This window comes from Leptospirales bacterium, assembly GCA_019694655.1.
Taxonomy (GTDB): Bacteria; Spirochaetota; Leptospiria; order Leptospirales; family Leptonemataceae; genus SSF53.
On the sequence record JAIBBN010000001.1, the window covers coordinates 157,720 to 182,191 of the forward strand.

General features: G+C 59.2%; 24 protein-coding genes. 9 read left to right on the forward strand and 15 right to left on the reverse strand.

Features of this window, described 5'->3' with window-relative positions; translation table 11 throughout:
• Window positions 1-121 precede the first annotated feature (121 nt).
• Window positions 122-754 carry a hypothetical protein gene (locus tag K1X75_00810; protein MBX7056572.1) on the forward strand — a complete coding sequence of 211 codons (633 nt, stop codon included), beginning with the start codon at window positions 122-124 and terminating at the stop codon, window positions 752-754.
• Window positions 755-780: 26 nt separating this feature from the next.
• On the opposite strand, the gene K1X75_00815 is transcribed toward K1X75_00810, so the two are convergent.
• Both K1X75_00815 and K1X75_00820 read right to left on the reverse strand, forming a co-directional pair.
• Entirely contained in the window at window positions 781-1,086 is a 306-nt protein-coding gene (locus K1X75_00815) for a hypothetical protein (GenBank protein MBX7056573.1), read from the reverse strand.
• A gap of 78 nt (window positions 1,087-1,164) precedes the next feature.
• The gene (locus K1X75_00820; protein MBX7056574.1) at window positions 1,165-2,061 is read right to left on the reverse strand and encodes a hypothetical protein; all 897 of its coding nucleotides are present in this window, start codon (window positions 2,059-2,061) and stop codon (window positions 1,165-1,167) included.
• 169 nt (window positions 2,062-2,230) lie between these two features.
• Here K1X75_00820 and K1X75_00825 point away from each other — a divergent pair, with 169 nt between their 5' ends.
• The 7 genes from K1X75_00825 (at window position 2,231) to hemN (ending at window position 10,878) form a co-directional block, all read left to right on the forward strand.
• A complete protein-coding gene (locus K1X75_00825; GenBank protein MBX7056575.1) occupies window positions 2,231-3,154 on the forward strand; it encodes an ATP-binding cassette domain-containing protein in 924 nt (307 codons plus the stop codon).
• Window positions 3,155-3,255: 101 nt separating this feature from the next.
• On the forward strand, window positions 3,256-3,990 hold the full coding sequence (locus tag K1X75_00830; protein MBX7056576.1) for an ABC transporter permease: 735 nt from the start codon (window positions 3,256-3,258) through the stop codon (window positions 3,988-3,990).
• Window positions 3,987-5,726 (forward strand): GldG family protein, encoded by a 1,740-nt coding sequence (locus tag K1X75_00835; protein ID MBX7056577.1) that lies wholly within the window; start codon window positions 3,987-3,989, stop codon window positions 5,724-5,726. The genes K1X75_00830 and K1X75_00835 overlap by 4 nt, the downstream gene beginning before the upstream one ends.
• Window positions 5,719-6,843: a DUF4340 domain-containing protein gene (locus K1X75_00840; protein ID MBX7056578.1), complete on the forward strand. Its 1,125-nt coding sequence runs from the start codon at window positions 5,719-5,721 to the stop codon at window positions 6,841-6,843. The genes K1X75_00835 and K1X75_00840 overlap by 8 nt, the downstream gene beginning before the upstream one ends.
• 47 nt (window positions 6,844-6,890) lie before the next feature.
• A complete protein-coding gene (locus K1X75_00845; protein ID MBX7056579.1) occupies window positions 6,891-7,295 on the forward strand; it encodes a DUF4332 domain-containing protein in 405 nt (134 codons plus the stop codon).
• Window positions 7,296-7,457: 162 nt separating this feature from the next.
• Window positions 7,458-9,404, forward strand: coding sequence for a hypothetical protein (locus K1X75_00850; GenBank protein ID MBX7056580.1), 1,947 nt, complete (start codon window positions 7,458-7,460; stop codon window positions 9,402-9,404).
• Window positions 9,405-9,489: 85 nt separating this feature from the next.
• Window positions 9,490-10,878, forward strand: a complete 1,389-nt coding sequence (gene hemN, locus K1X75_00855; protein MBX7056581.1) for an oxygen-independent coproporphyrinogen III oxidase — start codon at window positions 9,490-9,492, stop codon at window positions 10,876-10,878.
• A 315-nt stretch (window positions 10,879-11,193) separates the two neighbouring features.
• Here the strand turns inward: hemN and K1X75_00860 are convergent, their stop codons facing one another.
• The 7 genes from K1X75_00860 to K1X75_00890 form a co-directional block, all read right to left on the reverse strand.
• A complete protein-coding gene (locus tag K1X75_00860; protein ID MBX7056582.1) occupies window positions 11,194-11,751 on the reverse strand; it encodes a c-type cytochrome in 558 nt (185 codons plus the stop codon).
• Between the two features lie 23 nt (window positions 11,752-11,774).
• Window positions 11,775-12,803, reverse strand: coding sequence for a hypothetical protein (locus K1X75_00865; GenBank protein ID MBX7056583.1), 1,029 nt, complete (start codon window positions 12,801-12,803; stop codon window positions 11,775-11,777).
• On the reverse strand, window positions 12,800-13,588 hold the full coding sequence (locus K1X75_00870; GenBank protein MBX7056584.1) for a hypothetical protein: 789 nt from the start codon (window positions 13,586-13,588) through the stop codon (window positions 12,800-12,802). The genes K1X75_00865 and K1X75_00870 overlap by 4 nt, the downstream gene beginning before the upstream one ends.
• A gap of 2 nt (window positions 13,589-13,590) precedes the next feature.
• Window positions 13,591-14,898, reverse strand: a complete 1,308-nt coding sequence (locus K1X75_00875) for a di-heme enzyme (GenBank protein MBX7056585.1) — start codon at window positions 14,896-14,898, stop codon at window positions 13,591-13,593.
• 1 nt (window position 14,899) lies between these two features.
• On the reverse strand, window positions 14,900-15,826 hold the full coding sequence (locus tag K1X75_00880) for a metallo-mystery pair system four-Cys motif protein (protein MBX7056586.1): 927 nt from the start codon (window positions 15,824-15,826) through the stop codon (window positions 14,900-14,902).
• 134 nt (window positions 15,827-15,960) lie between these two features.
• Window positions 15,961-16,425 (reverse strand): hypothetical protein, encoded by a 465-nt coding sequence (locus K1X75_00885; GenBank protein MBX7056587.1) that lies wholly within the window; start codon window positions 16,423-16,425, stop codon window positions 15,961-15,963.
• 81 nt (window positions 16,426-16,506) lie between these two features.
• Complete coding sequence (locus tag K1X75_00890) at window positions 16,507-17,184, reverse strand: hypothetical protein (GenBank protein MBX7056588.1); 678 nt, start codon at window positions 17,182-17,184, stop codon at window positions 16,507-16,509.
• Between the two features lie 121 nt (window positions 17,185-17,305).
• Between K1X75_00890 and K1X75_00895 the strand changes: the two genes are divergently transcribed.
• Window positions 17,306-18,307: an NAD(P)-dependent glycerol-3-phosphate dehydrogenase gene (locus K1X75_00895; protein MBX7056589.1), complete on the forward strand. Its 1,002-nt coding sequence runs from the start codon at window positions 17,306-17,308 to the stop codon at window positions 18,305-18,307.
• A 26-nt stretch (window positions 18,308-18,333) separates the two neighbouring features.
• Here K1X75_00895 and K1X75_00900 read toward each other — a convergent pair whose 3' ends face one another.
• Genes K1X75_00900 through K1X75_00925 form a run of 6 tightly spaced genes read right to left on the reverse strand, consistent with a single transcriptional unit; the run spans window position 18,334 to window position 24,314 of the window.
• Window positions 18,334-18,984 (reverse strand): TetR/AcrR family transcriptional regulator, encoded by a 651-nt coding sequence (locus K1X75_00900; protein ID MBX7056590.1) that lies wholly within the window; start codon window positions 18,982-18,984, stop codon window positions 18,334-18,336.
• 56 nt (window positions 18,985-19,040) lie between these two features.
• On the reverse strand, window positions 19,041-19,658 hold the full coding sequence (locus K1X75_00905; protein MBX7056591.1) for a Crp/Fnr family transcriptional regulator: 618 nt from the start codon (window positions 19,656-19,658) through the stop codon (window positions 19,041-19,043).
• A 50-nt stretch (window positions 19,659-19,708) separates the two neighbouring features.
• Entirely contained in the window at window positions 19,709-21,427 is a 1,719-nt protein-coding gene (locus K1X75_00910) for a VWA domain-containing protein (protein MBX7056592.1), read from the reverse strand.
• 20 nt (window positions 21,428-21,447) lie between these two features.
• Window positions 21,448-22,239: a CbbQ/NirQ/NorQ/GpvN family protein gene (locus tag K1X75_00915; GenBank protein MBX7056593.1), complete on the reverse strand. Its 792-nt coding sequence runs from the start codon at window positions 22,237-22,239 to the stop codon at window positions 21,448-21,450.
• Entirely contained in the window at window positions 22,239-23,606 is a 1,368-nt protein-coding gene (locus tag K1X75_00920; GenBank protein MBX7056594.1) for a cbb3-type cytochrome c oxidase subunit I, read from the reverse strand. Before K1X75_00920 ends, K1X75_00915 begins: the two co-directional genes overlap by 1 nt.
• 12 nt (window positions 23,607-23,618) lie before the next feature.
• The gene (locus K1X75_00925; GenBank protein ID MBX7056595.1) at window positions 23,619-24,314 is read right to left on the reverse strand and encodes a c-type cytochrome; all 696 of its coding nucleotides are present in this window, start codon (window positions 24,312-24,314) and stop codon (window positions 23,619-23,621) included.
• Window positions 24,315-24,472 lie beyond the last annotated feature (158 nt).

Genomic DNA, 24,472 nt, shown 5'->3' on the forward strand with positions numbered 1-24,472 from the left:
CTGATCCTTCTCAGACAATGGGACGAAACTACTGGAACAGGAAATATTCACAATGTGCGAACTGGCTACTAAAATCGTGTTTTTGTCGTAGTTTTGGCGCGGTGAAGCATTTTTTGGTTCTATGGCGCTTTTCCCTGCAGTCCCTGAGGACCGTCTCGAATCCCAGGCGCTGGAGCAGGCGCGTCTGCTCATTCAGGGCGCGCTCAGCAGTCCGTGGAGCCATGCTCTGAACAACGCCCTCAATGTCACGCTGCTTCGCGCGGACGCCCTGGCCGAAGCTCAGGACGAATCACAATTTACACAAGACCTGGAAGCGCTGCGCAAAGCAGCCGAGCGCGCTGCAGACCTCAACGAGCAGGTATCGCGTTATTTCCGCAGTCGCGAACGGCGGCGGGAGCGCCAGGCAATCGCCGCATGGTTGGACCAGGTCTTTCCGGTCCTTGCTGCAGTTCTCCGCGGGGAGCTGCAGCTCTCCTGGCAGGCCAGTGGGAAAGCTGAGGCTACGTTTGATGCCGGTCTGGCGGCTGAAGCCCTCGTCGGTATTCTGCTGACATTGAACGCTCGCGGTGTAGGCGAGATCCAGGCAAGTCTCGATCCAGCTGGATGCTTGCGACTTGCGCCAGTCGAAGCCGCGGAAGAGCTCAATGATTCTAATTTACTCTATCGCGCCGCTATGCTGGTCGCAAAGGAAGCAGGACTGCAAACGAAGGCTGGCAGCGACTGGATCGAGCTGAACCTGGCAGGCCTCCTCTAAAACCAGGGCTTGCCGCACCGCGGCGCTTACTTGCGCCGCAGCTGCTCAGCCTCTTCGCGCAATTTGCGGTTGTTGTCTTCCAGCGCGCGAATGCGCTCGCGCGCTTGCAACAATTCGTCGCGACTCAGGCTGGAGGCGGCATTCTGGGCCTCGACGGTCTCCCGGGCCTGCAGCTGCTCGGCGCGCGCAAAGTCCACTATGTTCTCGTACATTTCGATGATTTCAGCGGCATTGGCCAGCTCCTGCTCGTTGAGCTTGAGAATTCGTTCCAGTCCGCCAATGATATCCTGCTGTGAGAGGATGCGAGCCTTCAAATCTTCCATCGATTCCATATGAAATTTCCCGAGCCGAAGCGCTGCCGCGCATCGGCCGAAGGTCAAGCAGATTCCATAATAAGTCCAACCTGAAGCTCAATAGACTTCAACATTCCAGAGTCCCCGCTTCTTCCATTGCTCCAGCAACTGCTCCCAGTCCGCGCCATGGGAGCGCGCCGTCTCCGCCAGAGTCTCGGCGATGCCATGCTCCATGCCCTTAATGCCGCAGATATAGATAGCCGTTTTGCTGTCCTTGACCAGCGGCCAGATGTCATGAGCCGCCTCTCGCAGGCGATGCTGTACATACATGCGCTCGCCGGTCGCAGTCTTTTCCTGGCGCGACAGGGCGACGTGAACGGCGAATCGTCCGCGTCGGGCCAGTGTTGCAATATCATCGTTCTCGTCATTCAGATAGGCAAGTTCCGCTCGCGTCCGTGCGCCATAGAACAGCGCCGCCTGGCCGCCCCAGGCCGCGCCCGAGGCCGGGTACATACTTTCCAGGAACGCTCGAAAGGGCGCGATACCGGTGCCGGTTGCAAACATCAGAACGCCGAAACTTGAATCGACGGGCAAGCTGAAGGCCTTGCCCACGGGCCCGGTCACCAGCAACTCATCGCCTGGCTTGCGATTGCACAGATAGTTGGAGCAGATGCCGTGGTAAGGACCCTCGGCGCGATGTTCCACCAGACGCTTTACACACAGTCCGATGGTGTCGCTGTCAATATCGCCGTGCTGGGCGGATGCGATCGAATAGAGGCGGAGTTTGTGCGGCTTCCCATCCTCGCGAAGCCCGGGCGTAACGATGCCCATTGACTGGCCTTCGACAAAGGAATAGGCGCGACCCTCCAGCTTCAGCGTCAAATGATAGATCTCATCGCCGCTTTCCGCAGCCGACAGCCGACGAGCCTGTACCATGCGTACCGCCAGCGGGTTGCTCAACTTATAGGATACCGCGTCCGCCGCCAGAGATCGTTTTGCAATCTGCCCTTCCATAAAGCCCAGGCTCCCGTCGCAGGGCGGCGGCGGGGAAGAAAAAAATATTTGAGGAGACCAGGGTGCGGCGTCCGCCGGACGCATCGCCAGGCGTTTCCTGCAGAGGCGGCAAGGCGCTGCTGCCGGATTCTGGTTGCCCCGTCGCAGCCACACAAGGAGCCTGACGGCGATGATTGAGGTAGCGAAGGTCTCCAAATCCTACGGCGATTTTCAAGCGCTCTCCAGCATCGACTTCAAGATTGATCGCCAGCATGGCATCACTGCATTGCTGGGCCCCAATGGCGCCGGAAAGACGACAACGCTGCGCTTGATCACCGGTTATTTGCAGGCCACGTCCGGAGAAATTCGCGTCGGCGGCATTTCTGTGGACGATGAGCAGCGGCGGGTTGAAGTCAAGCGGCTGATCGGCTATTTGCCGGAGTCCACAGCTCTGTATCCGGAGATGCTTATTTCTGAGTACCTCGAGTTCATGGGCCGCGTTCGCGGGCTGGATGGCGAAACGCTGGAGCGGCGCGCGGAGGAAATGGTCGGGGAGCTGGAGCTTGGCTCCCATTACTATTCGCCCCTGGGTATTCTCTCCAAGGGTTTCAAACAACGCGTGGCTCTGGCCGGCGCCCTGATCCACGATCCGCCTTACGTCATACTCGATGAACCAACCTCTGGCCTTGATCCCAATCAGATCGCACATATTCGCGCCTTGATCAAGAAACTGGGCAAGAAGAGCATATTGATACTTTCCACGCACATCCTGGCCGAAGTCGAAGACATATGCGATCGAGTGATCATTATGAGCCGCGGTCGGATCGTCGCCGATCAGCCGGCTCACGAATTGCGAGCCGCGCATGCCAGCTGTATGCTGGTAGCTCGCGGCGAGGGCATTGCGGCGCGTCTCAAAGAGTGTCCGATTGTTAGCGCCGCCGAAAAACGCGAACGCCCGGATCTGCCTGAGGGTTTTCAAGCCATCGTCTGCCAGTTGCGCGATGATCGTCCGGAAGAGCTCTTCGCCTTCGTGGCCCGGCAGGGCTGGGAAGTGCGCGAGCTGGCGCCGCTGACGCGCTCGCTGCAGGAAGTGTTCAGCGAGCTAACCCGGTGAGCATCGATCTATTGCGGTCGAACAATGCGCTGGCTCCGTTATGCGCTCGTCGGCGCCTGGCGGGGATGAGCCAGGAATCATATCTTTAGAGGAATTGAGCAATGCAAGCGGCCTGGAAAATACTCTACTGGCGCGAAGTGCGCAGCTATTTCAATACCCCAATAGGCTACGTTTTTGCCGTCATCTGTCTGTTTCTGAACTTCGCCTTCTTCTTTCTTGGGATATTCGATATCGTGCCTGCATTCTGGCGGGCTAATGAAGCGACCATTCGCGGCTACCTGACGCTCTTGCCAGTCACCTTCATTTTGTTTGTGCCGGCCATCACCATGCGCATCTGGGCGGAGGAGCGCAAGAGCGGCACCATTGAACTGTTGAGCACCCTGCCGTTTCGAGACATTGAGCTGGTGCTGGCCAAATTCCTGGCGGCGCTCAGCTACGTGGCGGGATTGGTGCTGGCCTCCTTGCCGCTGGCGCTAAGCGTTGCTTTGATTGGCAGCAATTTCGATTGGGGCGCCCTGCTCGCTATGTACACAGGCTCCATATTGATGGCCGGGGCCTATGTCAGCGCCGGCATGGTGATTTCGGCTCTGACCAGGGAACAAATCGTCGCCTTTATTCTGATCTGCGTGATGAGCCTTGCGATGTTCTTAATCAATTTTTATATTATCTCTCAGCATGCCGGTTCTTTTGCGCAGGTCATTGGTTTTCTTTCCTTTAGCTATCACTATGAGTCCTTTGCGCGAGGACTCGTTCAATTTAGCGATGTTTTCTATTTTGCCAGCTTTACGGCTTTGATGCTGGGGCTGAATATCTGGATACTGCGGAGAGAGCGATGATTGAGTCCATCAACCGCAGTCGCGGATTTCTCTATATCAATCTGGCGATTGCCTTCCTGTTGCTGAATGGGGTGCTGGCGCGCTCCGGTTGCCGCCTGGATCTTACGCGCGACCGACTCAATTCCATCTCGGACAGCACGGCCAAGGTTCTGGCGTCAGCGCCGGAGCCGCTGCTGATTGAGGCCTACATTACGCGCAATATACCGGGCGAATACCAGTCCGGCCTCTATCCGCTGATCAACTCGCTGCAGGAGATTGCACGTGTCGGCGGCGACCGCGTCCGTTTACGGATGATTGATCCAGTCTCCGACTACGAACGCGAGCAAGCGCAACGCCGGGGTATCATGCCCCTCGAAGTTACGTTGCAAGAGGACTTCTCCGAGCAGCGACAGGGCGCCTTTTTTGGCATCTATGTGCAGCAAGGAGAGAAGAGTTTCACGCTTAATTTGACCGAGGGCAACTGGTTTATCAACGATCTGGAGTATCGTTTTCTGCGCGAATTAAAGCGCCTCAATCGCAAGCAGGATAGCAGCGGAGTTGGCATTGTCCGCGGACCCGGCCTCTCTTCCACTGAATCGCTTTCCTATCAGGCAAGTTTGAACAGTCTGCAGAAGGATGGCGCTTCGGTGCTGAAGGCGCTGCTGGAGAAGGAGTACGGGCGGGTCGATGATATCAGCCTCAACGAACGCGTACCCGGCGGCGTGCGTACGCTCCTGATCATCGGATTGCCGCGTCTCGAACAGCGCGAGATCTACGAGCTGGATCAGTTTTTGCTGCGTGGCGGCAATGTGCTGCTGATGGCCAAGGGCTTTGATTTCGATTTTCAGGACGCCAATCCGCAGCTTGCTCAATTTGGACTGGGCGGCGCCGCCGGCTTTGGCTTCGCCAGCGTTCCCCAGGAAGAACTCAAGGCGATGAACGAATGGCTTGGCCGCTACGGAATCATTGTAGAGCCAGGCGTGATTCTGGAGCCCAGCCATGCTCTCCCGGTGAATGATATCATGGGGCGTTTTGTTCGGCGCGTGCCCTATCCGGCGTGGGCCGTTTTCTCGAGCAGCGATGATACGCTGCCGGCGTCCTTACCTGCGCTGCAGTCTGTGCGTCAGATTGTAGCTCCCTGGTTTTCGACGCTGGATCTGCGCGAGGCGGCGCAGCCAAACGTTCGCTACCAGACGCTCATTCGCAGCGGCGAAGAGGCCTACCGACGCCAGAGCGGCTCGCTGGACTATGAAGCCGCCTTGCAGGCCGGCCGCTCGCCAGGCGATCAAGTTCTTCCGGAATCGGCGCCGGTGGCGGCGCTGGCCCGCGGTCGTTTCCAGAGCGCCTTCCATCGCGATGCATTGCCGGCGGGCGCCGATGCTGCGCTTTTTCGCGAGTCGCAGGCCGGAGCTACCGAAGGCAGTCTGGCCGTCATAGGCACGCCCTATATGCTCAGCGATATCTTACTGCGCAATGAAACCGGCGTAGCCGTCTTCACCTTGAATCGCGCCTTTGTATTGAACCTGCTGGAAGAACTGAATGGCGACTCCGACCTGGCGGAGGCAAGGGCGCGTACGCCGCAGCTGGCTACGATATCGCCTTTCTTTGAGGAATACCCCTTCCTTCGACTGCTCTTCAGCAGCTTTCATATCCTGGCCATTCCCGGCCTGCTTGCTGCATACGGCGTGCTGCGACTCTACGGTCGCAACCGCCGCCGCGGACTGGAAGTTGAGGCAACGGAGAAGAAAGATGTCTGAGCTCTTGCAGAGGTTGCGTCGCAATGCAGGGGTTCTGGCCTTGCTGTTGAATCTCGGTCTGGCCAGCGTTCTCTATTTCCAGTACAATCCGCTGAACCTGATTGCTACTGGCTACCAGGCGGCGGACCCGCTGCTGGAGGCCTACCAGGAAGATGTGCAAACCTTGCGCATCCTGGATCCGGATCTGGGTTCCGACAATGTTGTAGCTCTGGTGCGCGGCGAACAATTGCCGCCAGACCAATGGAAAGATCCGCCGCCAGCGGAAGAAAGCGCCTGGCAGAAATTCAAGCGCAGCGTACTGAAGCGCGAGCATCCGGAGTACGCCTGGCAGCTGGTGCAACAGCGCGCCGGCGGCGAAGTGCAATTTGGCGCAGATCCTGATCGCATTCGCGATCTTTTCACAGCCTTGCGCGACGCCCGTCGTTACTATGGCGTCGATCGAAGCCCGGAGCGCGATCGCGACCTGGAGATGGGCAAGGATTCTCGCGGTCGCTATGCCAACTTGCGCATCGAAACCGTTTCCCCCAGCGGCGAAAAGCATACGCTTTTCATTGGACGCGCGGCGGCCAGCGGGGCCGAAAGCTACGTGCGACTCGATGAGGAGTCCGTGATTTTCCAGGTGGCAACCAATCTGCGCAGCGTGCTTGGCGGCGGAGACATGGACTATTTTCGCGACCGCCGCGTCTTGCCGCTGGAGTGGAAGCGCGAGAGTTTGACTGGCCTGCATCTGCAAGTTCGCGGTCAGTCGCTGGCGCTGCAATTCGAGAGCGGCAACTGGCGCCTGCCGGCCAGTCCGGGGATCAAAATCAAAAATGAAGAAGTCAATCTGATTGCCGGCGATATCTTTGCCTGGCGGGCGCAGAGTTTTCCCGCCACGGCGCCAGCCGACCTGGACCAGCGTTTTGCCGGCGTGTTGCGGCTGGAACTTGCGGCGCGCGAGGCCGCGTCTACGACGCCGCCGCAAATCCTGGAATACCAGATCCTGGGACGTCGCAACTTCAGCAGTTACGTATTGCGCACGGCGGCCGGCGCAATGGTCGAGGTTAATTCGATCTATCTGGAAGATCTCTACGACCCGGCGCGCAAGCTGGTGGACACACAGGCGCCGGCGCCGTAAGTTTGTGATCGGTCCGCATTGCGGACTCATGCGGGAGGCCAGGACATATGGCAAAGCTGGAAGACATAGAAGGGATTGGTCCGGTCTACGCGGAAAAGTTGAAGGCCGCCGGCGTCGCCAGCACGGATGATCTTCTTGCGCAGGGTAAGACGCGGGCCGGGCGGGATAAGATCGCGGCCGCCAGCGGAATCACGCTCACCCTGGTCTTGAAGTGGATCAACCATGTCGATCTGGCGCGAGTCAATGGCATCGGCTGGGAATTTGCCGAGCTGCTGGAGGCTGCGGGAGTCGACACGGTTCCGGAACTGGCACAACGCAACGCCGGCGCGCTGGCGACGGCGCTGTCGTCAAAGAACGAAGAAAAGAAGCTTACCCGCCGGACGCCTGGCGAGGATCAAGTGAAGGACTGGATTGCCCAGGCTAAGGCCCTGCCGAGGGCCATTGAATACTAGGCGCTGGAAGCCTTTCCGCAGTTAAGATCGCGAATTGGACCCGGGTATGGCCTTCCATTCTCTGCCGGGCGACCAAAAATAGTACAGCGTTGTATCGGACTCCTCTGACTCTGGTCAAAGGGAGCTGAAACCCTGATGCGCGCTACATGTCTGGGATGCCTTTTGGGAATTGCCCTTAGCCTGAACTCGTGCCTGGGCAGCTTTTCCGATACCCCGCCCTATTCGCTGCTGCTGGCGCTGGGTGATTCCGGTGCGTCCGGATTGCAGGGACGGCGACTGCAACTGCAGATTGCCGGTCTTGGCGGCAGCGGCCTGCAGATTGAACTGACGCCGGGGGCTGGCCCGCTGGAAACGCTGTCGCCATCGGCCAGCGGCGACTACGTTTACAGCAGACAATTTGATCCGCTGGAAAGTTTCAGTGTAGCCATTCTGACGCAGCCATCGAACCCCGCGCACACCTGTACCATAACATCCGCTCCGGCCGGCGCTTTTGGCAGCGGCGAAAACGAAGTCATCCATGTGCAGGTATCCTGTCTGATCCATGCCGTTCTGCTGCAGATGAACCCGGAGGCCTTGCCTTCAGGGGCTTCGCCTTTGCTGAACAATCAGCCCATTCGATTTGTATTCAATCAAGCGATGACTACCGGCGCTTGCGCCAGTGCCGGCGGCATTGGACCACACACTCTGAGTCTGGCTACAACCAGCGTTGCCAACGATACGATTGTCGCTACGCCTGCGGGACTGTGGACTACAGGGACCCGCAGCCTCTCGCTTTCAGCATGCACCGCGCTGGCAGGCGTGCCTATGGCAGTGACGCCCGCCAATGTAACCTACAAAGTCTACGATGCGACTGCCGCGCGTTTTGTGCGCGCCGGAGCTGCCGGCACTGGCTTGAGCGCTGCGTCGCCGATGGCCGATGTAGCAACAGCCGTAGTACAGCTGAATGCCGTGTGTCCGGGGACTTTGCCAGACTGTGCGGTAATGGTCGCCGACGGCGTTTATGACGTTGGCGCAGGCGGACTGAGCCTCACGAACAGCGGCGTTTCGCTGTACGGCGGCTACAGCGCAGATTTTAGCTCCCGGAATATAAGCGCTTTTGGCGCCAGATTGGAAATGGCTGCCTGCGGCGCAGCGCCGGGCACTCCCTGCAGTATCATTACGTCAGGCGCCGGAGTTGGCGCGCCAACTATCGTCCAGGGCTTTCGGATTCGCGGCTACCGGACGGCGCACACCCATACTTTTGGCGTTCGCGTGCTTGGCGGTCTGAGCATCGCCGGCAACTACATTGATGGCGGCAATGGTACGACGGAATCAACCGCTATCGCGCAGGATGGCGTCGGAACAATCATTGCCGGCGGCAACCTGGCCGTTGGCGGCATGTTTGAGGGCGGCGCCTTCACGCCCGTTAGCGGACAGGTCTTTGGCATTCGCAATGTTCCCCTGGCTGGCGCCGCCTTCATTATTCGCGGCAACGTAATCGTAGCCGGACCTGGTACGGGGGGCAATAGCATTGGCCTCCAACTTGCCCAGGGATCCTTCGGACCGATCGCCGGCGATGTATTCAACAATATTGTAATTACAAAGTCCTCCAGCGGCGGCGGCGATCACGGCCTGATGATTGCCCAGGTTTTGCCGACTTACGTAATCTTGCACAATATCATCTCAGTAGAGGAGAGCAGCCCTGCGGCCTGGGCTATAGCGCTGCAAGTGAATGCAACTCCAAGGATTGCTAACAATCTTCTGCAGACCGGCGCCGGCGGAGTATGCTTGAAGCAAGCAAGCCTGACGGCAACGCCGGATATTCTGGAGGCCAGCAACCTCTTTGGATGCAGCGCCTTCTACCAGGATGTATTTGGAGCGAACGATGCTACGCTTGTTGCCTTGAATGCAGAGCCCTTCTCATCAGGCCTGGACAACTTGAACCTGAATCCGGCCTTCGTCAATGCCGCGGCGCTGAACTTCAGATATCAGGCGAGTTCTCCCTGCCAGTTGAGCCAGGGCGCATCGCCAGTCTACGCCGCAACCGTTCCGGCCGATATCGATATGATCACGCGCACCATTGCCTTCTCCATAGGACCCTACGAATACGACGGCGCCTGCACGCCCTGAGGCTGACTGCCGCCGCTACCAGGAAAGCCCTGCGCCCGGCGCAATGCGTCTCGACTTTTTTGCCGGTGCGACGTAAACTGGCAGCATGCAGGCCCTCGATATATCGCTGGCCGATTTGCGTCGCCTCGAGGCGCAGAGCAAACCGGGGCCGCGCTACACCAGCTATCCGACAGCCCTGTCATTCAGCGAGGAGCTGGGGCCATCCGAGTACGCGGCAATGCTGGAAGAGCGCCGCGCGCTGCGCTCGCCGCTCTCGCTGTACCTGCACATTCCCTTCTGCGAGAACATCTGCCTCTATTGCGCCTGCAGCGTGGTCTATACTGCCAACCACCGTCGAGCCGCCCCTTACATCGAGCTGCTCAAGCGTGAAATAGCTCTGACAGCCGCTCACTGCGGCTCACAGCGTCGCGTGGAGCAGCTTCATCTGGGCGGCGGCACGCCAACCTTCCTCGAGCCGCAGCAGCTTCTGGACCTGATATCTGCTTTGCGCGACTCCTTTGATATCGCAAACAATGCGGAACTCTCCATCGAATTGGACCCGCGGGTTACCAGCGACGAGCATCTTGCTGCTCTGGCGCAAGTCGGATTTCGCCGCGCATCGTTGGGCGTGCAAGACTTTGCGCCTCAAGTGCAGGAGGCCATTCATCGTCAACAGTCGGAGGAACTGGTGGCGAACCTGGCTGCAGATCTACGGCGTCGCGGCTTCGAAAGCCTGAATTTTGATTTGATCTACGGCCTGCCGCGTCAGAGCGAACAGAGTTTCCTGGATACCGTTCGACGCACGCTGGCCCTTGGCCCCGATCGCATCTCGCTATTTCATTTTGCCTACCTGCCGGGGGTGGTGAAGCACCAGCAGCGAATTCGCGCCGAGGAGTTGCCCGATGCCGAGGCGCGCCTGCGCATCTTCTATGGCGCGTTGCAGCTGTTTCTTGAGGCAGGCTACGAAGCAATTGGCATGGACCATTTTGCGAAGCCCGGAGATGAACTGGCCATTGCGGCGCGGCGCGGCGCATTGCACCGCAACTTTCAAGGGTATACCACGCGCGGCGATCTGGACCTGATCGGTCTCGGTCTCACTGCAATCGGCGACTTGAAAGACGCCTACTTTCAGAATCAGCGCGGATTGTCGGAGTATGAGCAGGCGATCGGCGATGGCCAACTGGCCACGCAGCGCGGAGTACGACTCACCGAAGAGGACAAACTGCGGCGCGCAGTGATTCAGGACATCATGTGTCGCGCTTCGCTGTCTTTTGCTGAGATCGACGCACGCTTTGGCCTCGACAGTCGACGGCATTTTCAAGAGGAGCTACGGTCGTTGCACCCTCTGATTGAGGAGGGCTTGCTCCGAATGGATGATCAGGGCCTGCTGGTAAACGCCCTTGGTCGCTTTGCCCTGCGCAACATTGCCATGGTCTTTGATGCGCGACTTGCCGAACTGAATCAGAAGGCGCCGCGCTTTTCCCGCACCGTCTAAGGCCTGTCAGGGCTCGGACCTGGCCGCGGACCAAGCCGTAAGCGCAGAGCGCGACGATGATCGCCAGTCAAGAAGGCAACAACACGTCTGCCGACAATCAGGGGCCGCTCTTCGCATGCCGTGCTTGGACATTCGAGGCGGGAATTTTCATCGACGGCAAACTGCACAACCCGCCCCTGCCGGTCTTTGACCTGAAGCATTCCGTTTTCAAAAGATTCGATGATCCCGAAGACCCGGTGCCCTTCATGAGCCGGCAGCGTCGCTGGCAATGCCGGCAAAAGAACAAGAGCAAAGGCGCAGTACAGATGCAATGTTCTACGGTGCATGAAGAAATTCCTCCTCTTCGCGCCGCTCGCGCAGCAAACGTACGCCCTGTGGCGATCGTTCAGCGATTTCCTGCAGCTCTTGCGGACTTAGCTGCGGCAAAGCGCGAATAAGACGCACCAGCTCCCAGCTTTCCAGATCGTTGGCGCTGCCATCGCCAAAGGCTGGCATGCCTGAAAAGCGAATGCCGCTGGCAATCGCAAAGTAGATTTCGCCGTCGCTCAGCTGCTGTGTGCCCTGGCGCAAATCCGGCGCAGGCGGATAAAAGTGAAATTGTCCGCCTGCGCCGTCGGCGCCGTGGCAGAAGGCGCAATGATCCGCGTAGTGCAACCGCGCGCGCCGTAGAGTCGCCGCATCGTTAGCAGCCGGATTTGGCGTCCGGATCAACTGCTCGGGCGTCAGCCAGCGACGAAGGCGACGCATGAGCGCCGTTTCCAGAGCGCCCGGCTCGCCGCTGGCGGTGCTATCGACACGCAGCAGCAGGCCTGACGCAAGGACTGCGCCGATTGCCAGCAGCGCCGCAACAACTCCCTTGCTTTTCACCGCCATCGCCTTAGCCCTATCGCATTCATCTACTGCTCGGCCCCTTGCGCTGGCTCATTTTGCAGCCACTGGTCCTCATCAAGATCCTGGTTTTCGGGATCGGCGTCCCAGAGATGCAAGACAAATGCAAAGCGCCAGGCGCCGGCGTAGAGTCGCTGCGCGCGCGGATTTTCCGGACCGACGCCGCGGCCAAAGTAAAGCAGCGGGACTTCCCAGGACGGACGACTGCGCTTCTGGTAAAGCGGATGCTCGTAACCAAGCTCCAGCTGAAGACGGTGTTCGACTTCATAGCCCAGACCGAAATCAAGCGATCGATAGATCGAAGGCGCTTCGCCTTGCGCATCCCGTTCTTTGAGAACGCCGGCATAGGGCAATCGATAGTTGAAAGCTGCTGAGGCGTAGATCTGTTCGCTCAGGAAGCCGCCAACGCGCAGCCGCCAGGCTGTACTCTTTTTCAATTCGTGAGTCTGACGGGCGGGAGGCGGTTCGTAGGCAATGGACTGCACCGGATCCTGCGGCGGCGGCGCCTGCTCGGGCAATCGCGAAAGTGGAAAGGCGCCGCTAACGCTCAGGTCGCCGAAGAAGGGCGATGCATTGTAACCCAGCCCTGTTCCGATTCGTCCCTCCTGATAATCTTCGTCCACAAAGCGCGAACGCGTCGGGCCTGTCGCCGGCAGGTAGGCTGCTTGCAGCGTCCACTGCCACGGACCAGATTCCAGCGGCATCGCTTTTAGGCCGATCTCTACGCGACCCAGCCGTCCGGCGTCGCTGCGATTCTTCTGCGACAGGTAGTGGTAGCTTGCGGCCCCGTAGAAGGAGAAGGCCTGACCGAAGGCCAGTTCGCCGGCCAGACTGTTCAGCCATCGATCGCGGTCGCCCTGTTCTCCCATCCGCACCTGCAAGGAATAGGCAACCTGGTTGCGCGGCAGCAGACCCGGCGCCGCACTGCCGCCGCCGCTGCCGCCGTGATGGGCCTGCAACGGATTCATGGCTGCGGCCAGCAGCAGCATGGCCCCGAGGCCTTTCGCTATCAATGGCGCCTTCGGTATTGTGCTCATAGATGGAAGCACTCCGTTTCCGACAGTACGTCGCTGCTGGCGAGGTTGTCATGTATGGCGTCTTGAACCGCATCTTGCGTTGCGGCCGCTACGCCCTCGAAAAGATGCGAATAATTAAAGAGCAGCTTTGCCTGTGCATCGCGCGCCGGGCTCATTTTCGCCGGGCAGGCCAGCGCGGCGTTCCAGTCAAAGTTCTCGTTGGCGACGACGGCGAAGGCCGCGCCGTTGATTGTACCGGCGGCAACCAGGCGATCGCCATGCAGACGCACTGCATTGGCGACGGCAAAGGCCCCGAATATCTCCAGCGGACCGCCTCGATTGTAAGGATGGCCGCCAAGATCCAGCTCGCTTCCGGAGGCCGCTGGCGAAAGGGCGTCGAGAGAGTAGTTGATATCAGTCAACAAATTTGATGCTCCGCCGCCAGCGCTGCCTGCTTCGCCGTGCGCCTGCAAACTGCGCCGTCCGAGAATGCCGCCAAGCCGGTCCAGCCACGATCGCTCGCCGGTCCGGCCGTTCAGGGCAAGCGGCGCCAGGCCAATTTCTGCTCGATAAAAGTGAACCTGCATTGCAGTCAGGTGAATGTTGAAGGTGTTTTCGGTGAAGTCCTGAATCGTATCAAGTCCGCCGTCGGCAGAGCGCAATTGAAGCTGGATGCTGGAGCTGGCGCCCAGCAGCGTTGCAAGGGCCTGCAGCTGAGCTTTTTGTTCCGCTGTGGCATCGCCCTCGGCGCCAAACAGGCAGGCGCCTATCAGCGATGCGCAGAAAATGGAAAACAGTCGTTTCATGTTCATATCCCAAAGTGCGAGTCGGCCGGTTGGGGATTGCTGAAGGCCGGGTTGTTTAAGAAACTCGAATCGTTCAGACTCATTAAAAATTCAATCAGGTCTGCTTGCTCTTGCGCTGTGAGCCCGAAGGGTCGGATTAACGTTTGATCTACCGCTGGATGCGGCTGCCCCATTCCATCGCGTTTCCCGCCGTTCATGTAGTGATTCAGAACCAGTTGTAGCGCATCGCGCGCGCAAGCGTCGGCGTCTCCCGCCAGGGCCGGATTGCAGGCGACGCTGCCATCGTGCATATAAGGGAAGGTCATTCCTACATTGCGTAGCGATGGCGCTCGGAACCTACCTTCGTCTCCGGCCTGTCCGGTTGCATCGATCAAGCCGCGTTCGCGCATTGGCCGCGCAGCATAGTCGGCGGCAAGATACAATCCATTGTTGTGATAGAAAAGCTCCGGCGACGGCAAGCCAGGATGGTTTACAGAGTCGCTGAAGGTAAATCCGCCATGGCAATGGAAACACTCGGCAGTCTCTCCATGAAATAGATTTGCGCCGCGTATCGCCGATGCATTGATCGCGCCCGTCTCGCCGCGCAAGAAGCGATCGTAGGAGGAATTGAAGCTCAACATTGTTCTCTCGAAAGCCGCCAGACTGCGGCGAATCCGTGACTCGCTGATATCCGCGCTGCCATAGGCGCGCCGAAACAACTCCAGATAACGCGGATCATTGCGCAGCTTGTCTAAGTAGCCTTCATTGCTTAGACCAAGTTCAACAATCGTGCTGGGTCCGGATGCGCCAAAGAGCGGCGCGGCCGCCTGTGCTTCCAGAGTCACAAAGGCTGGATTGGCCCAGGTCAGGCGCGAGAAGTAGGCAACGTTGGCCAGGCTTTGTGAGTTTCGGGGATGCGTCTCGCCCGTCGGGAAGGCGTCGTGGGCAATGCCATTGGGTCGCGCGGCCCGGGTGGTGAATCCAAGGCCTTGCTGATGACAGCTGGCGCAGGACATCGATTCGTCGCCGGACAGTCGTCGGTCATAAAACAAGTGACGGCCCAACTCGGCCCGCTCCGGCGTGGTGCAGTTTTCCGCGGGCTGCGGCGGAATGGGCGTATTCGGCGGCAGCCCTGGCGTATAAGGCCTGCAGGCGCTGGCAAGCAGCGCCAGGCCAAGTAATTCGGCATTGAGGTCGTCCTCCGATTTCGGAAAGACCGCTTCCCATATCAGGCAGCTGTGCAGCAAAGCGCACAAGGCGGCCAGCGCCGCAGCCCTCAGGTAGAGGGCGACGACGAAGGTGCGACGGCAAATGCTATGGCAAGCGGCCATGCTATTGACTCACGCGAAAGGCTTCTACAGAAGCCGAATTGGATGCGCCGGTGGCGCCGTTAACGCCAAGGGTGTCGAGCAAGGTGTCGCAGACCGCGCCGCCCTGACGCGGCATACAGGTTAGAGCTCCAGGATTCTGCGGGAAACCGCGCAATAACTCATTCAAATCGAGCACTACCCGCCGCTGCGCAGGGTTGAATCCTGAACTATCCGAGATACGAACCTCAGGCCGATTGGCGGCGCTGCAGGTAACGCCGGAGGGAGGGGTCCCTGCACACCCGGTGCTGCCCAGGTGGAAATTGGTTAGATTGGATCCGCCGTCGCGAAGTTCGATCTTGGCAAACTTGTAGCCGCTGGTCCAGGCCCAGTTCATTGCCGTAATGTTTAGCGGCGATCGCGTATCGGCGCCGTCCCGGTCGATGTGATTGCTGGCTTCCGGAACTCCCACATTGAATGCTACGCCAGTATAGGCGCCCGATGGCGCCGTATAGCGCACCGATCGATTGGTTCGACTGTCGCCTACGCAGCCCGCCGTAGCGTCTTCAAAGTCCAGCAGTGCGACTCCGTACTGCTGGTCTTGAAATACGCCGTCCGATACAATCGTCGCCGGCGTTTCGACGCCAGCGGCATCGAGGAAGCGCAGATTAGAAACAAAGAAGCGTAGATCTTGAACGGCGTAGCTTACAGCAACGCCGGCCCCGGCGTTAGTATTTTTTGCGGTAATGGCCCCGCATTGAAACTCGACGGCATTGGCATCGATGACCTGGAAAGACAGCGACTGCGGAAGCAGGGCGGCAATGGCCAGCATGCCCAGCATTTCGGCATCTCCATTCTCCGTTTGCTGGCAAGCAAGCGCAGGCAGAGAACTCAGCGCTGCCAGGGCGAAAAGCAATGCCCGGCGAGATTGCAATAATATAGATCGATACATTGTTATAGTTCCTCCAGTAAAAAACGGCCGCATCTCGGCCTGGGGGAGGCGCTCGCAAATCAGAGTACGCAGGGACCCGGTGCAATCCAGGTTTGCTCTCAGAATCGGCGGCCAGGCCGCCCTTTGCGATCGCCTCAGGCGATCGGAGGCGCTCGCGACGGAGGAAGGAAACAGGACTCAGCGCAGACCAGTTCGGTGTGCGGCGATTGCGAAAATGCGTAGAGCGTCTGTAGCTGCACAGCCAGAGGCTGAATCAGCGGCGCAAGCGTGAGCGCCAGATGAAGAAAACTCTGACAGATGGGACAGGTATCGTGCTGATGGGGCGCGTCGTTCGCATGGCGGCTGTTGTGGCGCGAACCAGGGTCGGCGCTTTGCGCCTGCTCTATCAGATTGGCAATGGCGGCGGCCTGGTGGCAGGCAGGCAAAGTCTGTATGTAGCGTCGCTGTGCGTCGCTGAGCTTTGCATCGGAGATCTGTCCGGGATTGAGAACGGGGCAGCGGTGCAGCGAGGGGACCGGATACTGCAGACAAAAGGCCAGCAGCGCCGCAAGCGAGGCGACCTGTCGTGCGCGCAGTGTGGCAAAGAGCCGCAGGCCCATGTCACGGCCATCGCGAAAAACGCAGGCGCCGGCGTCCAGTGAATTATCGCTAAATGAATTCTTTAAACTGAAAGGTCAGCCTCAAGGCGCGGCATCCTGCCACAGCGCCTCGATGTGATCGCGGTCTTCCAGCTCCTCGATGGAAATGAATTGCGGGCCAAAAAATTCGGCAAGCTGTCGAAGAATCAGATTGGTTTGTACGAAAAATACAACGCGTTCATCCGTACGCACGAACACCCGCATCAGGCGCAGTTCTCCCAGCATCGAAGTGTAGCCTGGCACGCGTTCCAGGAAGTAGTCCATGTTCATGGCAATCGTATCGCCGTCGTCGGAGGGAGCGGAAAAAACGGCTGGCGCTGTGCGCGCCAGCGACTGTGCAAATCGTCGCTGAATAGCGGGAACAAACTTTGAGGCCAGGCGCATCAGGTCCACGGTCGCCTCGGAGGGATCCAGCAATCGAAACTTCCGAATTGCCAATCGCACCAGGCTGCCTTCGTTGGAGAGCGGCTGCGTCTCGGCCAGAAAGCCAACGCGCTTGTAGCCCAGCGAGGCCAGGGTATGATCCTCGCGCGGAAGGTAGATGCCGCGAAAAACCACCGTTCCATCGGAAGATCCGACGGAGAGCGACTCGATGGTGCGCGAGGGCTGGGCGACGTATTTTTGCAAGATCGGATTCAGGGCCGGCAGCGATACCACCAGCTTGTACATGCGGCTGGCAAGGGGATTGGCAAATTCAGAAAGATCGCTCAGCCAGCGCACGGGGTTGCCCTTCCAGTTGGCTCGCCAGTCTGAAATTGCCCTCGCCCCGAGTAAAGTGTTTGCCCCGCCGCCCTTGAAGCGCTCTGTGTGGCCCCCGGGCGATCGCCCGGCGGAGAAATTCATGAAGTGTGCTGTACTGGGCTCGGGAACCTTTGGAACCGCGCTGGCCTCGATCCTTGCTAACAAGGACTTCAACGTAAACCTGTGGACTCGTCAGGCGGAGCTGGCCGAAGCGATCAACAACGAGCACCGCAACAAGCGCTATTTTCCGGACCTGCCCTTGCCCGAGAGACTGCGCGCCGCAACCGACATTGAAGCCATTTTGCATGACGCCGAGCTGGTGGTCCTGGCCGTTCCAGCGCAGCAGATCAGCGCTGTGATTCGCGATTACGGCGCGCTCTTGCCGGTCAACATTCCAATCGTTTCCGCTGCCAAGGGCATTGAAGAAGGCAGCTTGCGCCTGGTATCGGAGATCCTGGAGGAGGAGCTGCCAGGAAAATACCATGGAATGCTCAGCTATATATCCGGACCCAGTTTCGCCAAAGAAATGATCCAGAAAGTGCCAACGGTGGTGAGCATTGCCGCTCGCAGCGAGGTCGTCGCACAGAAGGTTCAGCAGATCTTCTATACCAACTTCTTTCGCACCTACTGGACGCCTGATGTGACAGGCGTCGAGGTTGGCGGCTCGTTGAAGAACGTAATTGCCATCGCCGCCGGCGTTTCCGATGGTCTGGGCTTTGGCAACAATACGCGGGCGGCGTTGATTACGCGCGGCCTGGCGGAGATCACGCGGCTGGGAATTGCCAAGGGCGCCGATCCGCTGACTTTCCTGGGTCTGGCCGGACTTGGCGACCTGGTCTTGACCTGCACTGGCGCGCTATCGCGTAATCGGACGGTAGGGCTGATGCTGGGTCAGGGCAAGAAACTGAAAGAAGCCCTCGACGAGATGAATCAGGTGGTTGAAGGCGTCTATACCGCGCAATCCGCCTACCAGTTGTCGCAGAAAATGAAAGTGGAAATGGCAATTACGGAGCAGATCTACAAGCTGCTGTATGAGGATAAGGACGCGCGGCAGGTGACCATCGATCTGATGTCGCGCGAGCTGAAACGAGAGGGCGTCTAGCTCCTGCTGACGATTGCGAAAGCCGACTAGCGAGCCGCGTGGCGACGTCCGCGCGTTGTTCGCTTGCGCGCCGCCGGAAGGCTGCGCTCTGCACTTCGCCCGGCGCCGGCCAGCTGTGATTCTCGCCGGGCTGCTGCCTCGCCCGGACCGGACTTCTGCGCAATCTGACTCCAGCGTAAGAATTGCCGGACCATGTCGCGCAGCGGCAGCTCCTTCAAAGTGTCGGAAAGCAGCGCCATTCCAGCAAAGGCTGCGATCGTCAGGTGGGCGCTGATGCTATCGGCGCCATACAGTTCGCGCAGCATGCGAATGCGGTGTTGCAAGAGCTCATTCATTTCACGCGCCAGCTCCGGCATTACATGCGCCATAGCATGGATCTCGATCATGATTCGCGAATCGTTGAAAAATTTCTCGCTGGTCAGTTCGACTATTTCTTCGGCACACAGCGGTTGTTCCAGACGACGGCGCTCCACCTGATCGTAGGAGCGCAACAACTCTACGTACAACTGCTCTTTTGATCCAAAGTAGTGGTGAACCAGTCCGTGGTTCACTCCCGCTGCACGGGCAATATCCTTCACCGAAGTGGCGGCGTGGCCCTGGCGTAGCAGGCATTCTTCGGCAGCATAGATCAGCTTTTCGCGCGCACTGGATGCGGCAGGCAGCGGGCGGGGCAACATGGAGTCGTCAGGCTGAAGCGATTCCTGGCATGCGGCAAGCAAAAACGCCGTAGCGCTCAAAGCTGGCCGATGCGCAATCGCCCGTTCTCCTCGCTCAACGCGCCGCGATCCTTCAACGACGCCAGTGCACGACTGAAGGCCTCCGGGGTGATTCCTAAGTAGAGTGCAACCTGCCCTTTGGGGATATCGAGCAAAATGGGAGAATCGCCGGCCCCCAGTTCTTGCAGGAATCCAAGTACGCGTTCCTCTGCCGACTGCAGCATGAGCATGCTGCTTTTGTCTCGAAAAAAACGGGCAATCTCCAGCATCGAATCCTGCAAAGCCCCTTGCAAGAGCGGCCTGTCGCGCAGCAGGATGCGCATGGAATCGACCGGGTAAAGCCGCAAATCGGAATGCTGGATGGAGCTGCAGGCTGCCGGATAGCTTTCGATGTTTCGAAAGAGAGGCAGGACGGCAATGCAATGGCCCGCAGTAAAGAAGCTGAGCACCGCCTGCTTGCCCGAGGAATTGACGCGAAAGACCTTGCAGGCCCCGCGTTCTACCAGAAAGAAGCCGCGGTAGCGATCGCCCTCGCCAAACACGCTCTCGCCTGGCTCAAAGTTGAGCGGTCGCGAGATTTCCTGCAGCGCTGCCCGATCCTCCGGCTGCAGACTGTCGCGAAAATCAGGAGTCACCGGGCCTGTTGAAAATGTATCCTGCCGCTCTGTCAATCGAAGCGGGAGCTTCAGCTGCGAAGCAGTCTGAGATAGAAATCGCCAAGAGCCTCCGGCAACTGATCCGGATCGTGCAGGATCTGGCAGGCGCCCTGTCCAAGCATTTCCTGAAAAGCTGCGCGCCGGCGCCAGTCGACGGCAAAGACCTGGACATGGATGCCGGCGGCCTGCGCTTCGCGGATTGCCTGGCGTACGTCCAGATTGCCGTAGCGGCCTTCATAACGATCGTAGTCGTTCGGGCGACCATCGGTGATCAGCATCAGCCAGCGCTGTGCGGCCGGCGTTGTGCGCAGTTGCGCTGTTGCATGACGCAGCGCCGGTCCCACGCGCGTGTAACCCTCCGGCTGCAGGCGACCCAGCCGGTCGCGTACTGTCTGCCAGCCTTCCGTGCGCTCTTTGATGCGTAAGTATTCGCAGTCGTTGCGCGTACGGGAGTAGAAGGCGGCGGCGGCAAACTCGCAGCCGTGCAGGGCAAGCGCCTCGCCAAAGAGGATCAGGGCTTCGCGCTCCACGTCGAGAACGCGCCGGTCCATCAGCCAGGCATCGGCGGACATGCTCAGGTCGAGCAAAAAGAGTATGGACAGGTCCTTGCGCCGACGCCTTCGACTGAGGTAGAGTCGTTCCTCCGGACTGCGGCCCGCAGCAAGATCGCAGAAGCGTTCGCAGAGGGCGTCAAGGTCCGGGTCGTCCCCGCTCAACTGCCTATGGAGCAACTGCAACTCCTGAAATACAGCGGCGAATTTACGCTCCAGACGACGAAAGGCGGCGGATCGCTCCTGAAGAACCTGCGCTGCATAACCCGGTCGAACCTCGCTCAGCTGCCGCTGATACAGTCGACAGTGCCGCGGGCGGTAGCTGCGCTTTCTGAAATCCCATTCATCGTAGAAAACTGCCGGTGAGGTACTCTGTTCACCGGATATTTCTCCGCCGCCGGCGCCGCCTTGTTCCAGCGCACGAATGCTCTGGGCCTGTTCCGTAGATCGGATGCGCCAGGCCAGTTGCAATTCCTGCAGCGCTTCGCTGTGCTGGGCCTGCTCATCTTCTCCATCCAGATCGCGCCAGCGGCCGTCAAAATCGTCGAGGGTTTCAATCTTTTCAAAATTGTGACCCAGAGTGTAATCCTCGATGGCCTTCTGGTCCGGCGTGAGCCAGCGGGCATTTTCCGGCAATGCGGCGACAGGGCTATGCTCTTCTTCGGCCGCTCTTTGAGATTGAATCGCCGCGCCGGGGCCTGCCGTCGCGCTCTCGCTGATCTCCAAATAGCGGCCGCATAGCATTTGCCTCAAGGGCCGCCAGGCGTGCGGCGGACGCCTGCGATCCAGAGACTCTTCGCGACGGATCATTTGCTTTACTCTTGCATAGAGATCGCGCGCCTGCGGAAATTCTCGCAGAGCGCGGCGCAGCGCCAGACGATGAAGGCGCGGGGCGTCGACGCGCTGCAAGGGCTGACTGGCCATCAGCAAGATGCGTAAACGAAAGAAGTCCAGATTTTCTTGCAAGGCGCCGGAGATGCACTGACCGAAGGGCAGATAGAAGCGGTCGCCAGCGCGGCCGCCAATACCGTCTGAAGCGCGTTCCAGCTGAATGCCGCGGCCAGCAAGCAGCAGAGCAAAGCTTTGCAGACGCGGCAGCTGATCGCCCGGTTCGGCGGCAGGCCACAGGGGGCGCGGCGTGCGCAGGCGGCGCAGTCCGCGCCAGATCCAGCGAAAGACGAGCTGATCAAGCTCCATAAGCGTTCTCGGATCGCACTCTAAAAGTAGAGCGCCGCCAGATCGCCAAGGGCCTGTAAGGTATCGCTATCGTCGGTCAGCGCCTCGGCAATGGCCGCCCTGCAGGACATCCGTTCCGGAAGTCCGGAGTTCATCAGCCGGGCGGCGTCGGCCAGCAAACGCGTCGAGGCCGTCTCCGAAAGTCCCAGTTCTGATTGTGCTCGAATCTTTGCCGCCATCTTGACCAGCGCCGTGGCGCGCGGCGCCGATACGCCGGTCTCTCCGCAGAGAATTTCAATCTCTACCTCGGCCGGCGGATAATCAAAGCTCCAGGCGACAAAGCGCTGCCGGGTGGACGGTTTCAGTTCTTTGATACCGCGCTGGTAACCGGGATTGAAGGAAGCCACCAGCATGAACTCTGCGGGCGCTGGCAGGCTTTCATTACGTCGATCCAGGTAGAGCGCGCGTCGATGATCGGTGAGCGAGTGAATGGCGACAATTACATCGGGTCGCGCTTCGGCAATTTCGTCGAGGTAAATGATCGCTCCCTCGCGCAGCGCTCGCGTCAGCGGGCCGTCCTGCCAGATTGTTTCGGCGCCTTGAATGAGGTAGCGGCCAAGCAGGTCTACGGCCGAGGTCTCGTCGTGGCAGGCGACAGTAATCAGCGGACGCGCCAGGCGCGCCGCCATATGTTCCACGTATCGCGACTTGCCCGAGCCGGTGGGGCCCTTCAGCAGCAATGCCAGCTGATTGCGGAAGGCGTGCTCAAAGAGCTCGCATTCGCGCCCCACCGCCCGGTAGTAGGGGATTTGCACCCCGCTTGCATCAGCCATTAGCGGCCAGCGGCAACAGCCTCATCCGACGCATCCTCCGGCATCATCGCCTCCATTTTTGGCAGTCCGTGTCGCAGGAATTGGACAATGTAAATCGCAATTCCAACGGTGAAGAGACTGGCCCCGGCGAGCATGCCCACAAAGTGAATGGAAATTTCCTTTTGCACCGCCAGGAAGTCCATGCCCATCTTTCGTTCCAGATATACCTGGGCGATGCCGGCGACAGCCAAAGCGCCAGTCATCCCAAGCATGCCAAGGTTTGCACACCAGAAGGCGATGTAGCCAGCCATTGTATCCCACAGCTTCCGTCCAGTCAGCAAGGGAGTTGCATAGGAAATGACTGCCAGTACCAGCATTGCATAGGCGCCCCAGAAAGCCAGGTGGCCATGCATGGCCGTGATCAGCGTGCCGTGCGTCCAGCGGTTGACCTGCGGCCAGGTATGGGCAAATCCCAGAAATCCGGCGCCCAGAAAGGACATCACCGCACAGCCAAGCGTCCAGAAGATGGCGATCTTGTTGGGGTGTTCGCGTCCCTTCTTGCGGTACATGTTGATCGCCCAGATTGCCATGCCCAGGAAAGCCAGCGGCTCCAGCGCCGAGAAGATTCCGCCCACCATCAGCCAGTAGCGCGGCGTACCGATCCAGTAGTAGTGGTGTCCGGTGCCGAGAATACCCGATAGAAATGTGAGTCCAATGACTACGTAGAGCCACTTCTCTACCACCTCGCGGTCAATGCCGGTCAGCTTGATCAGCAAGTAGGACAGTATGCCGCCCATGATCAGCTCCCAGACGCCCTCTACCCAGAGATGCACCACCCACCAGCGAAAGTAGGAGTCGAGCGTCTGATTGTCGAAGTAGATCATCCCCGGCAGATAGAGCAATGCTGCGCAGAAGAGGCCAAAGAAGAAGACCAGCGAAGTGGTCGTCAGTCGCTTACCCTTCCACAATGTGAGCCCGACGTTAGCCAGAAAGGTCAATACGTTAACCACCACCAGGTAGTCGAGCGGTCGCGGGATCTCCAGAAACTTGCGTCCTTCCCACCAGTTCAAATGAAAACCGATCAGGGCGATCACGCCAACCACCACCCAGCTGGCCCACTGCAGTACAGCTATCTTAGGCCACAGTAATTCGCGCTGCGCTTCATCGGGGATAATAAAATAAGCGGCGCCCATGAAGCCGGTCAACAGCCAGACCACCAGCAGGTTGGTATGTGTAGCGCGCGCTGCATTGAAGGGAATCCACTGGTGAAGTCCGTCATAGCCAATGCGCGCAAAGCCCATGATGAAGCCGTAGATGATCTGCAGCGTCAACAGCAGCGCCACCGTTGCGAAAAACAGATACGCGATTCTTTGCGATTTGTATTTCATGGAACAGTCCTCTTATTTCAGCGTCGCCAGGAAGGCGACCAGTGCGGCGCGTTCGGCGTCGCTCAACGGCAATTTTGGCATTGCTGTACCCGGCTTCACCGACTGCGGATCGGATAGCCAGCGATCCAGATAGGCGAGATCGCGACGGGCGCCTACGCCATCCAGCGCTGGCCCGACGTTTCCGCCCTGGCCGCCCAGCGAATGGCAAGCAGTACAGAGCTGTCCAAACTTTTCAGGCGCCTTGCTGAGGTCGACGGCAGTGCGCGCGATGACCGGCTGCGAGTTAGCGGCGGCGATATCGGGCTCGGGCGGCCAGCCGTTGGTATCGACTTCGCCAATCCACTTCAAGAAAGCGATGACGTCGCCGATCTGTTGTTCGGAAAAGTGGTATTGAACCATCTTGCGCTCTCCCGGAAACATTGCCTCGGGATCCTGCAAGAATACGCGCAGCCATTCCGGTCCGCGTTTGCGATAGCTCGTGGTAAGATCCGGCGCGTAGTAAGCGCCTTCTCCAAGAATTGTATGACAACCCATACAATTGTTCTGGTCCCAGATGGCCTTGCCGCGCTTCACTTCCTCGCTCAGATTCTGACCTCTCGTGCGCTCGCCAGTTTGACGCAAAGAGTCTACCGTCAAACCAAGGAACAGCGCACTGAAGAGCGCAGTGCCGATGAGAAAAAAGGCGCGGGCTTGCGATTTGGATAGCATCGCCCCTCCCGTTGCACATTCTGCGCAACGTCCAAGTCTGGGCCGGAGCCGCTTGAATCAGGCAAGCTTTAATTGTTTGCTGGCTTAAAGAGACATAGAAGCTATTGAGAGAGCTGGCCCGCTCTTTTGATGGCCGCAGGATCATCCTTGATCCAGAT